This is a genomic window from Pelagibacterium nitratireducens (genome assembly GCF_037044555.1).
Taxonomy (GTDB): Bacteria; Pseudomonadota; Alphaproteobacteria; order Rhizobiales; family Devosiaceae; genus Pelagibacterium; species Pelagibacterium nitratireducens.
Genome location: NZ_CP146275.1, coordinates 18,076 through 33,481 on the forward strand (window position 1 = coordinate 18,076; position 15,406 = coordinate 33,481).

Annotated in this window: 13 protein-coding genes; all 13 read right to left on the reverse strand. The window is 62.7% G+C overall.

Features of this window, described 5'->3' with window-relative positions; all coding sequences use genetic code 11:
* Window positions 1-59: 59 nt before the first annotated feature.
* The 13 genes from ybeY to mutS all read right to left on the reverse strand — a co-directional run bounded on the left by ybeY (window position 60) and on the right by mutS (window position 15,334).
* Window positions 60-548, reverse strand: a complete 489-nt coding sequence (ybeY, locus tag V6617_RS00075) for an rRNA maturation RNase YbeY (RefSeq protein ID WP_338608337.1) — start codon at window positions 546-548, stop codon at window positions 60-62.
* Window positions 545-1,582, reverse strand: a complete 1,038-nt coding sequence (locus V6617_RS00080; RefSeq protein WP_338608338.1) for a PhoH family protein — start codon at window positions 1,580-1,582, stop codon at window positions 545-547. The genes ybeY and V6617_RS00080 overlap by 4 nt, the downstream gene beginning before the upstream one ends.
* A 49-nt stretch (window positions 1,583-1,631) precedes the next feature.
* Complete coding sequence (gene miaB / locus V6617_RS00085; RefSeq protein WP_338608339.1) at window positions 1,632-3,017, reverse strand: tRNA (N6-isopentenyl adenosine(37)-C2)-methylthiotransferase MiaB; 1,386 nt, start codon at window positions 3,015-3,017, stop codon at window positions 1,632-1,634.
* Between the two features lie 9 nt (window positions 3,018-3,026).
* Entirely contained in the window at window positions 3,027-3,809 is a 783-nt protein-coding gene (locus tag V6617_RS00090; RefSeq protein WP_338608340.1) for a lysophospholipid acyltransferase family protein, read from the reverse strand.
* Between the two features lie 113 nt (window positions 3,810-3,922).
* The gene (locus tag V6617_RS00095) at window positions 3,923-4,366 is read right to left on the reverse strand and encodes a Fur family transcriptional regulator (protein ID WP_338608341.1); all 444 of its coding nucleotides are present in this window, start codon (window positions 4,364-4,366) and stop codon (window positions 3,923-3,925) included.
* A gap of 36 nt (window positions 4,367-4,402) precedes the next feature.
* Window positions 4,403-4,882 (reverse strand): ribosomal protein S18-alanine N-acetyltransferase, encoded by a 480-nt coding sequence (gene rimI / locus V6617_RS00100; RefSeq protein WP_338608342.1) that lies wholly within the window; start codon window positions 4,880-4,882, stop codon window positions 4,403-4,405.
* On the reverse strand, window positions 4,879-5,475 hold the full coding sequence (gene tsaB / locus V6617_RS00105) for a tRNA (adenosine(37)-N6)-threonylcarbamoyltransferase complex dimerization subunit type 1 TsaB (protein ID WP_338608343.1): 597 nt from the start codon (window positions 5,473-5,475) through the stop codon (window positions 4,879-4,881). Before tsaB ends, rimI begins: the two co-directional genes overlap by 4 nt.
* A gap of 123 nt (window positions 5,476-5,598) precedes the next feature.
* Window positions 5,599-6,165 (reverse strand): NifU family protein, encoded by a 567-nt coding sequence (locus tag V6617_RS00110; RefSeq protein ID WP_338608344.1) that lies wholly within the window; start codon window positions 6,163-6,165, stop codon window positions 5,599-5,601.
* Between the two features lie 216 nt (window positions 6,166-6,381).
* Complete coding sequence (locus tag V6617_RS00115; protein WP_338608345.1) at window positions 6,382-6,876, reverse strand: universal stress protein; 495 nt, start codon at window positions 6,874-6,876, stop codon at window positions 6,382-6,384.
* Between the two features lie 88 nt (window positions 6,877-6,964).
* Entirely contained in the window at window positions 6,965-7,999 is a 1,035-nt protein-coding gene (gene trpS / locus V6617_RS00120) for a tryptophan--tRNA ligase (RefSeq protein ID WP_338608346.1), read from the reverse strand.
* A 67-nt stretch (window positions 8,000-8,066) separates the two neighbouring features.
* On the reverse strand, window positions 8,067-9,629 hold the full coding sequence (gene murJ, locus V6617_RS00125; RefSeq protein WP_338608347.1) for a murein biosynthesis integral membrane protein MurJ: 1,563 nt from the start codon (window positions 9,627-9,629) through the stop codon (window positions 8,067-8,069).
* A gap of 229 nt (window positions 9,630-9,858) precedes the next feature.
* Window positions 9,859-12,669: a [protein-PII] uridylyltransferase gene (locus V6617_RS00130; RefSeq protein WP_338608348.1), complete on the reverse strand. Its 2,811-nt coding sequence runs from the start codon at window positions 12,667-12,669 to the stop codon at window positions 9,859-9,861.
* Complete coding sequence (gene mutS, locus V6617_RS00135; protein ID WP_338608349.1) at window positions 12,629-15,334, reverse strand: DNA mismatch repair protein MutS; 2,706 nt, start codon at window positions 15,332-15,334, stop codon at window positions 12,629-12,631. Before mutS ends, V6617_RS00130 begins: the two co-directional genes overlap by 41 nt.
* Window positions 15,335-15,406 lie beyond the last annotated feature (72 nt).

A 15,406-nucleotide genomic window follows, 5' to 3' on the forward strand; every position in this document is an offset into this window, starting at 1 on the left:
CGGCGGGCGTTTGTTTTTTCGGCCCAACCGTCGGCACTCCGTATCTTGTTGCGCAAAGATCAGTCGTTCAAAAGAACCTGACCATCATAGGGGTCTGGATACCCCAGCAGCTCCATAATATCTGTTTCTCTTGCCTCCATGGCAAGGGCTTCGTCTTCGGTTTCGTGGTCATAGCCCAAAACATGGAGCATTCCATGCACCAGAAGATGGGCGAAATGGTGCTCAAAAGGCTTTTCGAGATCGTCGGCTTCGGCCACCAATGTCTCATAAGCGAGCGATATGTCACCCAGAAGACCTTCTATGGGATCGTCGGCCTCGAGCGCGGGAAACGAGAGCACATTTGTCGGCTTGTCCTTGCCGCGCCACTCGCGGTTGAGCGCCTGCTGGGAGCGATTGTCGGTCAAGAGCACCGAGATTTCGCAGGGGCCATCGATTGCAAAGCCCGAATTTTCCAGCGCCGCACCGAGGACCGTTTCGGCGAGGGGCTGGAGGGTTTGCGGCCAGTCCCCGGCCTCGAGATTGATCTCGACGGACAGTTCGGGCGTCAAACCTCGAGCTTTCCTTCGGAGGCCGGGCTCTTGCCGGTTGCGCCTTCATAGGCCCGCACGATGCGCGCAACCAGAGCGTGGCGCACAACGTCCTTGTCGGTAAAGCGCGTCGTGTGAATGCCTTCGACATCGGAGAGAAGATGGAGGGCCTCGACCAGCCCCGATTTTTCGCCACGCGGCAGATCGACCTGGGTGGGATCGCCGGTGATGATCATTTTCGAATTTTCACCCAGCCGGGTCAGAAACATCTTCATCTGCATCGAAGTGGTGTTCTGGGCCTCGTCCAAAATGACGGCGGAATTGGCCAGGGTGCGCCCGCGCATGAAGGCGAGCGGAGCCACTTCGATGGCCCCGGACGCTATGCAGCGCTCGACCACTTCGGGCTGCATCATGTCGTAGAGCGCGTCGTAAAGGGGCCGGAGATAGGGATCGACCTTTTCCTTCATGTCGCCGGGCAGAAAGCCGAGACGCTCGCCCGCTTCCACGGCGGGGCGGGAGAGGATGATGCGATTGATTTCGCCGCGCTCGAGAAGGGTCGCCGCATGCGCGACGGCGAGATAGGTCTTGCCGGTGCCCGCGGGGCCGACGCCGAACACCATCTCGAAGCGGTCCATGGCGCGAATATAGCCATCCTGGGCCGGATTGCGGGCGACGATGGTGGCCTTGCGCGTGGCGATCTGGGCCATGCGCACCTTGCCGCGCTTTTCGAGCGTGGGGAGCGAGAGCTGGCTGTCCTCGGACTGAACCATGCGGATGACGCCATCCACATCGGCGGGGCCGACGGCCTTGCCCTCTTCGAGCATGTCGTAGAGCGATTCAAGCGCTCGGCGCGCTTGGTCGACGGCGTTGGCGCCACCGCGCAACATCACATGATTGCCGCGCGAATTGGCCTGGACCCCCAAGCGCTGCTCGATGAGCGCCAGGTTCTGGTCGAATTCGCCATACAATTGGGAGACGAGCCGATTGTCTTCGAACGCCAGTTCGAGATGGGCGGCGGCGGACTGGTCGGGTTGCGACCGCAAATTCCGTGTCAAACGCGGGAGCTCCAAGGCAGCGTTGCGACTCTTAACAAGGGTAAGGCTATCAGACCGCGATTCGATCCGCTGTGACAATTGTGCCTTCGAGCGAATTTTTTGCCTGAGCGATGATTTCGACCGGCAGGATCTGGCCGATCAGGCTTTGATCGGCACTGATATGGACCGCCTGCAGATAGGGCGAGCGGCCCGCCACCTGACCGGGATTGCGGCCGGGCTTTTCGATGAGCACCGGCAAGGTCATGCCCACACAGCCGGCGTTGAATTTTTGCGACTGGCGGGTGATTTCGGCCTGCAGCACTTCGAGGCGCTCGGCCTTGACGTGTTCTTCGATCTGATTGTCCATCTGCGCGCCCGGCGTGCCCGGGCGGGTGGAATATTTGAACGAGAAGGCCGAGGCGTAGCCGATCTTTCTGACCATATCCACTGTCGCTTCGAAATCGGCATCGGTCTCACCGGGGAAACCGACGATGAAATCGCCCGAGAGCGCCATATCGGGGCGGGCGGCGCGAATGCGGTCGATGATCTCGAAATATTCGGCAGCGGTGTGGCGCCGGTTCATGGCTTTGAGGATCGAATCCGAGCCCGACTGCACCGGCAGATGGAGATAGGGCATCAACTGGGGCAGATCGCGGTGGGCGGCGATCAGTTCGTCATCCATGTCGCGCGGGTGCGAGGTGGTATAGCGGATGCGCTCGATGCCATCGATTTCGGCCAGCATGTGGCAGAGCGCGCCCAGGCTGACGCTGTGACCGTTTCCATCCAACCCGTGATAGGCGTTGACGTTCTGGCCCAGAAGGGTGATTTCGCGCACCCCGGCATCGGCCAGCCCGCGCGCCTCGGCGAGAACCTGTGCGACGGGGCGGGAGACTTCAGCGCCGCGCGTATAGGGGACGACGCAGAACGAGCAGAATTTGTCGCACCCTTCCTGAACGGTCAAAAATGCCGTCAGGCCGCGGGAAATGGTCACTTCCTTTTTTGGCGCCGGAAGATGGGCGAATTTGTCTTCCTCGGGGAAATCGGTGTCGATGACCCGGCCGTTTTGCGCCTTCGAGAGAAGTTCGGGCAGGCGGTGATAGGATTGCGGGCCAAAGACCAGGTCCACCGCCGGGGCGCGGGCCATGATTTCCTCGCCCTCGGCCTGGGCCACGCAGCCGGCCACCCCGATCAGCATTTTTTTGGCGCCGGGCTCGCGCTCATTTCGGAAATCGCGGATGCGGCCGAGTTCGGAATAGACCTTTTCGGCGGCCTTTTCGCGGATGTGGCAGGTGTTCAAAAGCACCAGATCGGCCTCGCCCATCTCCGAGGTCGGCGTATAGCCGTGCGGGGCCAGCGCGTCGGTCATCCGATCGCTGTCATAGACGTTCATCTGGCAGCCATAGGTCTTGATGAAGACCTTCTTGGCGTTGGGGAGATCTGGCTGTTTGTCGCTCATGGGCGCGGTTTACACCACTTCCCCATCTCTTGGCAAAGGGTCAGCGCGATTGAGGGCGTTGAGCATGCGCCGGACAGTGGTTTGGGCCCGTTTTGCGACAAGTTTGCGATCGATCGTGGCGGGTATGGGCGCGCCGAAGGCGAGAACCACATCCTTGGGGCCCGATCCGAGGATGGCGGCGAGATTGTCCGTGATACCCATATCGCCGATCCAGGCGATCTGGCGGCGTTCGGACCGCGAGAGGGGGAGGCCGGAGATTTTGGTATAGGCGATGGCGAGGGGCTGGATGCTCGCGCCGTCCTTTGGGGCGGCGCCGACAAGGGCCGAACGGAACGGCAGCACATGGGTGCCGATGCCGGAGGTGCCTTCAGCAAACAACAGCACGGGAACCCCTTGGGCGATGCGGGCGCTCATTTCGGCCGCGGTGCGGCGGGTGTCGGTGCGGCGGGCGCGGTCGACGAAGACGGTTTTGTGCATTCTGGCCAGGGTGCCGATCAGGGGCCAGCGGGCCACATCGGACTTGGCAACGAAGCTCACCGGGACTTTGCTGGCGACGGCGATGATATCGAGCCAGCCAATATGGTTGGCGACGACGAGAACGGGGCCCTTTGCCAGCGGTTGACCGGCCAGCGCCACGCGCAGGCCCAGAGTGAAAGCGAGGAGCTTGAAAAAGATCGAAGGCAGAAATTGCCAGCCCGGCAGGCCCGTTCGCACGATCACAAACTGGATCGGCAGGCCCAAAAGGGTGAAGGGCAGGACGACAAGCCCAAAAAACACAAGGCGCAGGGCCACGGGGCTCTCCCTAGAGCCGTTCAGGATTTGATTGACTCAAATCCTTGGCTCTAAACCCTGGTTTTCTCGCGCGTCCGAACTGCAAAAACCGCTCCACTTATGCTGGACACGCTCTAGCTGTCCCTGGTCTTGTCCTTCAGGGGAATTGCGTAAAGTTCGAGGCGGTGGTCGACAAGCTTGTAGCCGAGCTTTTTGGCGATCACTTCCTGAATGGCCTCGATCTCTTCGTTGCGGAATTCGATGACCTTGCCCGAGCGGATGTCGATCAGATGATCGTGGTGTTCGTCGGGGATCTGCTCGAACCGGGCGCGGCCGTCCTTGAAATCGTGCTTGGTGACAAGCCCCGCTTCCTCGAACAGATTGACGGTCCGATAGACCGTGGAGAGCGAAATGCGCGGATCGATGGCCGAGGCGCGGCGGTAGAGCTCTTCGACGTCGGGGTGGTCTGTGGCCGCTTCGAGGACGCGGGCGATCACCCGGCGCTGGTCGGTCATGCGCATGTTGCGCGTCACGCATTGCTCTTCAAGCGTTGCTTCGGTGAAAGGCTCGTTGCCCATGCCCGCCTCGCGCATCTGTGCCGATAGGTGATCGGGTTAGCCGATCGGCGCGGCCATGACAAGGGCGGTGGCGGCGCTGCCATCGGGCTTCGGGTAATAGCCCTTGCGGGTGCCGATATCGGCAAAGCCGAAGCGCCGATAGAGCGCGATGGCCGGCGCGTTGGTTTCATCGACTTCGAGAAAGAGCGTTCTGACCGGGCTCATGGCCAGATCGGCAAAGGCCGCGCCAAGCAGCGCGCGCCCGAGACCGCGGCTGCGTTTTCTGGGATCCACCGCTATGGTGAGCAATTCGCTCTCGTCGCCGGAAATGCGCAGCATGGCAAAGCCGGAAATGATGCGTTTGGCGTCGGTTGCGATATAGGCGGGGGTGGTTTTGGGATCGGCAAGATAGGCTGCGAAATCGGACGTGGGCCAGCCGCGATAAAAGCCCTGGGCATGCAGTTTTGCCAGAGCGGCAGCGTCGCGGGTTTCGCCGCGCGCGATGTGCAGGCCGTTGGGGGCCGTCCAGAAATTCATTTGCGTGCCACCCCGAAGCCGAGCTGGGGTTTGGCGTCGGCGGCGCGGATATAGGTGGGATCGGGGGGGAAATCGATGGCGCGCGCGCGGGAGGCAAAAGCGGCCATACGCGCGATATCGATCATCGGATCGTCCGGCGTTGTGCGGGCGGCGACCTGGAGGATCTGTTTGAGATCGACGAGGTCTGCCTTGTCACGTGGCTTGCCGGGGGCCGAAAAGCTCTGGCGATAGGCTTCGCCGCGCTTGGCATCGACGATCAATTCGCACGGCCCCTGGCGCGAGAGCGAAAGGGCGAGCAGAGAGGGGATGCCGATGACCGGGATATCGAGCGCAAGGCCGAGCCCTCGGGCTGTCGAAAGGCCGATGCGCAGGCCGGTAAACGAGCCGGGGCCGGTGGAAACCGCAATGCGACTGAGGGCGTTATAGGTCAGCCCGCACCGGTCCAGAAGCGTCCCGATGGCGCCGAAGATGATTTCGGCGTGACCCTTTGCGATGTCGCGAATTTCGGTTTCCAGGGTGCCGTTCGACAAGACAAGCGCCAGTTGCAGGCGGTCGCGGGCTGTATCAATGGCAAGGGTGACGGGCGTGCTCATGGCGGTTTCGATAGGCCGAAACGAAAAACCCCGCAAGCGGTTTGGGCTTGCGGGGTTTTTGTGTGGCTGCGTTGGCAGCCCCGTAAGGCGTGAGGCCTATTGGTATGATTTGAACGCAGGTTTTTAGATCTGCTGAACCTGTTCAACGCCGGGAACGAAATGACGCAGCAGGTTTTCGATGCCCGATTTGAGCGTCGCGGTCGATGACGGGCAGCCCGAGCAGGCGCCCTGCATGTGCAGGAAGACCGTGCCTTCCTTATACCCCTTGAAGGTAATGTCGCCGCCGTCCATGGCGACTGCGGGGCGGACGCGGGTAGCGAGGAGTTCCTTGATGACTTCGACGGTTTCGGCGTCATCATCTTCGAAAAATTCATCGCCCGTATCGACAGGCTCGGACGCTGCGCCTTCGGCGAGAATGGGCTTGCCGCTCATGAAATGTTCCATGACGGCGCCCAGAATGGCGGGCTTTATGTGCGCCCAATCAATGGGTTCGTCCTTGGTCACCGATACGAAATCGGAGCCCAGAAACACACCCGAAACACCATCGACGGAAAACAGGGCCGAAGCGAGCGGGGAGTTGCGGGCCATATCGGCGTCGCGGAAATCGCGCGGTTCGCCGGGCAGCACGTCGCGGCCGGGGAGGAATTTGAGCGTTGCCGGATTGGGGGTAGCTTCGGTCTGGATGAACATTTTTCCGCCTCTCGAGGCTCTTTAGAATTATTCCAAGTTGGTTTGGAAGATAATCCTTTTGCAGACAAATGCAAGAGGCTGGGAGGGTGCGGCGGCGCGGGGGTGGCATCTTCCACCATCGTCATCCCGGGCGAAGGCCGGGGTGACAGCGGGTGGGTTTGACGGGGCTGGGTCCAGGGCCGGGATAGGCCGCTACACCAGCGGGCATGACCCCATTCAGCACAATGCGGCGAGATCGGCGTCCGAAATGGTGCCGGGAACCACGGTGACCGGAACGCGGAACGCGTTGGCGCCGCGTGCGGCGATCGAGGCAACGAGAGGGCCGGGGCCTTCCGAGGAATCCGCGGCCGCGAGCACGAGAATGGCGACGGCGGGGTCCTCGGCGATGTGGGCCTCGATGGCGTCGGTCTTTTTGCCCTCGCGAATCACGCGTTCGACCTTGATCGAACCGAAGGCGGCGATGTTGGCGGCGTAGCGGGCCTGCAGCGCTTCGATATTTTCGTAGGCCTCGGCGCGCATCACCTCTTCGACACCCAGCCAGTGCTGGAAATTGTCGGGCTCGATGATCGAGAGCAAGGCCACTGTGCCGCCGGTACGGCGCACGCGCAGGGCGGCAAAGGTGACCGCCTTGGCGCATTCGGGGCTTTCGTCCACGACGACCAGGAACTTGCGTTTGTATTCGTCGTCGTAGCGATCCTGGGTGTCGGGCAAGCGCTTTTGTCCGGAGCTGATTTAGGGATGGCGATGCTGCCACAGCGCGCGATGGGCGCGCAAGTGGCTCCATGATGTCCAATTGTGCTCAGCGAATAAAGCCCACAATGTCGCGGACTTCGAGCATGGTTTTCGCGGCGATCTCGCGGGCCCTGTCGGCGCCATTGCGCAGGATGGTTTCGATCTGGGCCGGGTCGGCGACCAGCCGGCGCATTTCGTCGGCCTGGGGGGCGAGAACCGAAACGGCGAGATCGGCAAGGGCGGGCTTGAAGGCGCCGAACCCTTGTCCGCCATATTCGGCCAGCACCTCGGCGACCGATTTGTCCGAAAGCGCGGCGTAGATGCCGACCAGATTGGCCGCTTCGGGACGGTTTTCCAGGCCCTTTTCTTCACTGGGCAACGCGTCGGCGTCGGACTTGGCCTTCTTGATCTTTCTGGTGATCGTTTCGGCGTCGTCCATCAGATAGATGGTGGCCATGTCCGAGCCGGATTCGGACTTGCTCATCTTCTTTGTCCCATCGCGCAGGCTCATCACCCGTGTGGCCGGGCCGGTGATGACCGGTTCGGGGAGCGGGAAATACGCCTCGTCGAGCCCGTTGGCGGCGATCGAGGGGGCAAAGTCGTGATTGAACTTGGCGGCGATGTCGCGGGAGAGTTCGAGATGCTGTTTCTGATCCTCGCCGACCGGAACGTGAGTACCCTTATAGAGCAGGATGTCGGCGGCCATCAGCGAAGGGTAGGCGAACAGGCCCAGCGAGACGTTTTCGGAATTTTTGCCCGCCTTGTCCTTGAACTGGGTCATGCGGCTCATCCAACCCATGCGCGCCACGCAATTGAATACCCAGGCCAGTTCGGCGTGTTCGGCAACCTGGGACTGGTTGAAGATGATGTGGGCGGAAGGATCGACGCCGGCCGCGATATAGGCGGCGGCGATTTCATAGGTCCAGCGCTTGAGATCGGCGGGGTCCTGCCAGACGGTGATCGCATGCATATCGACGACGCAATAGATGCACTCGAAATCGTTCTGCAGCGGCACGAAACGGCGGATGGCGCCGAGATAATTGCCGAGATGCAGATCGCCCGAGGGCTTGATGCCGGAAAAGACGCGATCGGTGAAAGGCATTGGACTTACGGTCCCTTAATGTTTGACGAAACATGCCCGGAAACGGGCAGCACAAGGGTTTAGAGCCTCAGCGCCGCCGCCGCAAGCGCCCGAGAACCGCGCCGAGCGGCTGGACGCCGCTGACATGGAGCAGCGCGAAATAAAGCCCGGCGCCCAGAGCGCAGATGGCAAGCAGGGCCAGCGCCTGAAGCGGGAAGAAAAAGCCCGGGGCAAAGACCGGGCCGGCAAAAAGAGCCAGCCCCCACAGCGCCAACCCCATGACAATGGCGACGCCGAGCGTGCCGGCAAGGGTCAGACCCTCGCCGCCTGCGAGCCGGAAATGGCCGCGCCGGGCCAGGAACAGGACGAGTAGGCCCACATTGACCCATGCGGAGGTCGAAGTGGCCAGCGCGATGCCGATGTGTTGGAGGTGCGGGAACAGGGCCAGCGAAATGGCGATGTTGACCACCAGCGACACCCCGGCAATCAGCGTCGGGGTCCTGGTGTCCTTGCGTGAGAAAAAGCCCGGCTGGAGAACGCGGACCAGCACGAAGGCCGGCAGGCCGAGCGAAAAGCCCATCAGCGTGTGGGAGACGGCAACCGTTGCCGTCGCATCGAAGGCGCCGCGCTCGAACAGGACCCGCACGATGGGTTCGGCCAGCGCAAAGAGCGCGACTGCGGCGGGCAGGGTCAGGACCATGGAAAGCTGGAGGGCCTGGCTTTGGGACGCCCGGGCCTCGACGTCGCGGCCCGAAGAGAGGTGGCGCGAAAGCTCGGGCAGCAGCACCGTGCCGATGGCGATGCCGATGATGCCGAGGGGAAGCTGATAAAGCCTGTCGGCGTTGGCGATAATCGCGATGGCGGCATCGGCCTGGGAAGCGATGACGGTGCCCACGAAAATATTGATCTGGATGATACCGCCCGCCGCGATGGCCGGCAGCGCCAGCAGCCAGAAGCGGCGCACTTCATCGGTATAGCGCGGTATGCCGATGGCGGGCAGGAAGCCGGCGCGGCGGATGGTGAAAAACACCAGAGCCAGTTGCGCGACACCGCCGGCCATGGCCGCAACCCCGAGCCAGAAGGCGACATCGGCGGGGTTCTCCAGCGTCCAGACGGCAAGGGGGACCAGAACAGCGATGTTGACGAGGTTCAAGAGCACCGGAGCGAAGGCGGCGGCAAAGAATTTGCCCAGCGAATTGAGGATCGCGCCATAGGCCGCCATGAGCGACATGCAGGCGAGATAGGGAAACATGATGCGCGAGAGAAAAACCGTCAGCTCGAATTTTTCGGGATCGGCCACAAAACCGGGGACGAACACCATCATCACCGGCTCCATGAAGATTTCGGCGAGGATGGTGACGATCAGAATAGCGGCGACCAGCCAGCTCATGATGCGGCCGGCCAGTTTTTTGGCACCGTCCGTCCCATCGGTTTCCAGCGCGCCGGAAAACATGGGAACGAAGGCGGTATTGAATGCCCCTTCGGCAAACAGGCGCCGGAACAGATTGGGCAGGCGGAAGGCGGCCTGGAAGGCATCGGCGGCGGGGCCGATACCGAGAACGGCGGCGATCAGCGCGTCACGGACAAAGCCGAAAACGCGCGAGAGCAGGGTAAGCCCGCCCACGCTCATGGTGTTGCGAAAGAGGCTCATGGGCGGGGGGCCGGCAATTCGATGGGGCGTGCGGGCACGATCCCAATTTGTGCTGAGTTTACTGGATCCCGGCTCAAGGCCGGGATGACAGCAGAGGTAGTGGGGGAAAATTCTCCAAATTCCCGATCGTCATCCCGGGCAAGGACCCGGGATCCAGTAAACCCCATAGTGGCAAAGGGGGCCGACCGACGACATTGAACTGGAGCCCCCACCGACCAGAATGGAGTGCTCACGCTGAAGCCTTTTCGCGGCGGGCGGGGACGAAGACCGCTTCGAGGGCTTCGTGGATGCGTTTCTGGCGGACCTTTGAGGTGATCTTTCCGCCCGTCAGATCGGTGACGTAGAAAACGTCGACCGCCTTTTCGCCATAGGTGCCGATATGGGCCGAGCCTATGGTGAGGTTGAGATCGGAGAGCGCGCGGGTCAGGTGATAGAGCAGGCCGGTGCGGTCGAGGCCGGAAATCTCGATGACGGTGAACTTGTCCGAAAGCGCATTGGAGATGAAGATCTCGGTGGGGACCGAAAAGGGCTTGAGACGCCGGTTGTAACGCGAATCGACGCCAAGGTCGGCGGGGAGGTATTTGCGGCCTTCGAGCAAGGCCTTGACCATGTCGGTGATGCGCGAGGCCCTGATCTTTTCGTCTTCATCGGACGTGAAAGCGCGGCGCAGGCGGAAGGTATCGAGCGCGTAGCCATCCTTGGTGTTGAAGATCTGCGCGCCGATGATCGAGGCATCGGCGGTGGTGCAGGCTCCGGCGATCAGCGAGAGAAGGCGCGGGTGATCGGGGGTGTAGAAGGTCACCTCTGTGATGCCTTCGAACGCCTTGATGGACGTGAAGCCGGCAAAGCTCGAATTTTTGGCTTCCGCCGCGTCGATCATGCGCGCATGGGCCAGTTGCAGTTCGGGTTCGGCGCGCAGCCAGTAATTGGGGAACTGGCGCTCGATATAGGCATCGAGCCGGCTGGGGGTCCAATCGGTCAGCCCGACGCGCAAAGCGTCCTGGGCCTCGATGATCCGGTCGCGCTGGGACACCTGGGAATGGCCGCCCGAGAGCAGCGGTTCGGTGGCGTAATAAAGGGCGCGCAGGAGCGAGCCCTTCCAGCCGGTCCAGGTGCCAGGACCCACGGCGCGGATGTCGCAGGCGGTGAGAATCATCAGGAGCGCCAGGCGCTGGGGGCTTTGCACGATCTGGGCGAAATTGCGCGCCGTGTCGGGGTCCTGAATGTCGCGGGACTGGGAAATCTCGCTCATGAGCAGATGGTAGCGCACCAGCCAGGCCACGGTATCGGTTTCGGCCGCCGAAAGCCCCAGGCGCGGACAAAATTTGCGGGCGATGGCTTCGCCGGCCTCGGAATGATCCTCGGGGCGGCCCTTGGCGATATCGTGGAGGAACAGGGCCACATAGAGCAGGCGCACATCGGAGAGATGGGGCAACAGCTCGTGGGTGAGGGGTAGCTCGTTTTTCAGCCCGCCATTGGCGATGTCGGCCATGACGCCGACGGCGCGGATGAGATGCTCGTCCACCGTATAGTGGTGATACATGTTGAACTGCATCAGAGCGACGATCTTGCCGAATTCGGGGACCAGCTTTCCCAGAACGCCGGACTCGTTCATGCGGCGCAGGATGCGCTCGACCGATTTGGGGCTGGTGAGAATTTCGAGGAAATAAGCGTTGACCCGCTCGTCGGCTCGCAATTTCTTGTCGATCAGGCGCATGGAGCGGGTCAAAAGCTTGAGCGCGTCGGGGTGGAACATCACGCCCTCGCGGCCAGCCACCCAGAAGATCTTGACGATATTGACCGGGTCTCTTTCGAACACTTCGTCATCGGCGACGGTGATGCGGCCGTGTTCGAGGACGAAATCGGGTTCGCCCCGGATCTGGCGGCGCGCCTTGCGGAAATTGCCGAACACGCGGCCGAAGGCATCGACCTTTTTGGCGTGGGCGAACTCGAGCGAGGTGCAGAAAATGCGGGTGAGATCGCCCACATCCTTGGCGACGAGGAAATAGCGCTTCATGAAGCGCTCGACCCCGAGCATGCCGGCGCGGTCGTGATAGCCCATGCGTTCGGCCATTTCCTGCTGGATCTCGAAGGTCAGCCGGTCATCGGCGCGACCGACGAGGAAGTGCAGATTGCAGCGCACGGCCCAGAGGAAATCCTCGGCGCGCTGGAAGGCGCGATATTCGGTTTTCGAGAACACGCCTTTCTCGATCAGTTCGGGATAGGTCTGGACGCGATAGAAATATTTGCCGATCCAATAGAGGGTATTGAGATCGCGCAACCCGCCCTTGCCGTCCTTGACGTTGGGCTCGACCACGTAGCGGGTGTTGCCCTGGGCATCGTGGCGGGCGTCGCGCTCGGCCATCTTGGCGGCAATGAATTCGGGGCCGGTCTTTTCCACGATCTCGGTTTCGAAGCGCTCGCGCATCTGGGTGAACAGCATGTCGTCGCCGACCAGAAAGCGGCTTTCGAGCGTTGCGGTGCGCACTGTCATGTCCGAGCGCGCCATGCGGATGGAATCATCGACCGAGCGGACGGCGTGGCCGACCTTCTGGCCCAGATCCCAGAGCATATAGAGCACGTATTCGGTGACGCTTTCGCCCCAGGGGGTTTGCTTGTAGGGCAGGATGAACAAGAGATCGATATCGGAGCCGGGGGCCAGCGTGCCGCGGCCATAACCACCCACCGCGGCGATGGCGAGGGATTCGGCGCCGGAGGGGTTTTCGCGCGGATAAACGTAGCGGGTGGCCCAGAGGTGAGCGGCGGCGATGAGTTCGTCCTGGGCGGCGGCGAGCATCTGGGCGCAGCGGGTGCCGCGTCGGTTGGCGACGAGTTCGGCCTCGGCGGCGATGCGGGCGTCCTTGAGGCCCTGACGCAGGGCCGCGAGCAAAGCGGCGCGGGCGGTCTGGCTGTCGGGCGCGGCATCGCCGATTTCGCGGCGCACGGCAGCGATCAGCGCTTCGGCACTGGGAAGTCCGGCTTTCTTGCGCGCAATCGGTTCAATGGTCGCCGTCGGCATGGGCAGCCTTTTTGAGTTCATAAATCCATTCGAGCGCGGCCCGGGGGGAGAGATCGTCGGGGCGCACGGTCTCTATCATATCGGTAACCGGGTTAGCACGAGGTTGAGGCACGGTTTTGTCAGCAGGAGCCGGCATATGGGCAAAGAGCGGCAAATCCGCAAGGGCCGAGCCCGGATTGGACTGGCCGCGCGCTTCGAGCAGATCGAGCACCTGACGGGCGCGGGTGATGACCGGGGCGGGGAGCCCGGCCAGCTTTGCAACCTGAATGCCGTAGGAGCGATCGGCGGCACCCTGGGTGACTTCGTGGAGGAACACCACGTCGCCCTTGTATTCCTTTACGCTCATTGTGTGGTTGGAGACACGCGACAGCGTCGCCGAAAGGGCCGTGAGCTCGTGATAGTGGGTGGCGAAGATCGCCCGGCAGCCTGTGGTTTCATGCAGGGTTTCAACGCAGGCCCAGGCGATGGACAGACCATCGAAAGTGGCGGTGCCACGGCCGATCTCATCGAGGATGACGAGGGAGTGGCGGGTGGCCCGGTTTAAAATAGCGGCGGTTTCGACCATTTCGACCATGAAGGTCGAGCGGCCCTGGGCGATGTCGTCGGACGCCCCGACGCGGGAGAAGACCCTGTCGACCACGCCGATATGGGCAGAGGTGGCCGGGACGTATGAACCCATCTGCGCGAGAATGGCGATGAGCGCGTTCTGGCGCAGGAAGGTCGATTTGCCGCCCATATTGGGACCGGTGACCAGCCAGAGCTGGCCGGCTTCATCGGGCCCGGGGGCCGAGAGATCGGCGTCGTTGGCGACGAAGGTTTTCCCTTCCGCTTCGAGGGTCCTTTCGACGACGGGGTGGCGACCGCCCTCGATTTTAAAGGCGAGGGAGGCATCGACCTGCGGGCGGCACCAATTGCGCTGGGCAGCGAGATTTGCAAGCGCTGCGGCAACGTCGAGTTCGGCCATGGCATCGGCGGCCGCCATAAGATCGCGGCTTTGGGCGAGGGCGGCTTCGCGCAGGCGGGCGAAGATGGAAAGCTCGATTTCGACGGCAATTTCCTGGGCGCGGGCGATCTTGCCTTCAAGCTCGGCCAACTCGGTCGTGGTGAACCGCATGGCGTTGGCGAGGGTCTGGCGGTGGATGAAGACGCTGTCTTCGATCAGGCGCGACCCGTGGGAGGCGGGGACTTCGACGAAAAAGCCCAGCACGTTGTTGTGCTTGATCTTGAGCGCGCGCACGCCGGTCTTTTCGACGAGCGCGGCCTGAAGCTCTGCCACCACCTTGCGGCTTTCGGACCCGAGGCGGCGCTGGGTGTCGAGTTCGCCATCATAGCCCGAGGCGACGAAGCCGCCGTCGCGGGCCATGAGGGGCGGTTCGTCGACAAGGGCTTTTGCGAACTCGTCGGCGAGGATTTGGGGAGCCCGGCCAAGGGTTTGTGCGATGGCGGCAAGTTCGTCGCCGGGGTCGGAGAGGCCGGCCAGCAGATGGCCCAGCGCGCGAGCCTGGGTGATGCCGCGGCCGATGGCGCCCAGATCGCGCGGGCCACCGCGTTCGAGAGTCAGCCGGGTGAGGGCGCGGGCGATGTCGGGGGCGGCGCGCAGGCCCTTGCGGATGGCGTCGGTTTCCATCGCGTTGGCGATCAATGTGTCGATGGCGTCGAGGCGGGCGTTTATGGAAGCCGGATTGTTGAGGGGAGCGGCGAGGCGGGCGGCAAAGAGCCGTGCGCCGGCGCCGGTCACCGTCATATCGACGCTTGCCCGCAAGGCGCCACGCACATCGCCGCGCTGGGTCACGAGCAGTTCGAGAGACGAGCGGGTCGCTGCATCGATCTGCATGTGATCGGTGGGCGCTTCGAGGCGCGGCTGGCGCAGGGGGACACCGGCCCCTTTTTGCGTTTCGGCCACATAGGCGATGAGCGCGCCGAGCGCAGCGCGGGCCGTGCGGGAAAACGCCGTGGGATCAATGGCATTGTCGAAGGTCTCGCGCAAAAGGCGGGACGCGGCTTCAGATTCAAAGCTTTCGTGCGGGCGGCGGGTGGCGTTGGCCAGCCGGTCGGACGAGAGGGCGCGCTGTTCGGCCAATTGATCGGCGAGACGGTCGGACAGGATCAACTCTGCCGGATCGATGCGGGCGATCTCGTCGGCAAGGGACTCCTTGTCGAGATCGGCGACAAGCAATTCGCCGGTGGAAATGTCGGACCAGGCCATGGCGTAGCCCTCACCGTCCGAGCCGAGCCGGGCGAGGGACAAAAGGAAATTGTTGCCCCGGGCGGGCAGCAGATCATCCTCGGTCAGCGTACCGGGGGTGACGAGCCGGACGACGTCGCGTTTGACGACCGATTTGGACCCGCGCTTTTTGGCTTCGGCGGGATCTTCGATTTGTTCGCAGACGGCGACCTTGTGGCCGAGCGCAATAAGCTTTTTGAGATAGTCCTGGGCGGCGTGAATGGGCACGCCGCACATGGGGATATCCTCACCCAGATGCTTGCCGCGCTTGGTGAGCGTAATGCCAAGAGCGGCGGAAGCGATTTCGGCGTCGTCAAAGAACAGCTCGTAAAAATCGCCCATGCGATAGAACAGCAGATAGCCCGGATTGACGCCCTTGATCTCAAAGAACTGGGCCATCATGGGCGTCATGGCCGTGGCGGCGGGCGCAGCATAATCGGCCTGTGGCTCGGTTTGCGTCATGAAGCGGTCTAAAATTCCGGGGACAGGGCTCTTAAGCGGTGGGGCACGCTAAGCCAAAATTTTGGCGATTCC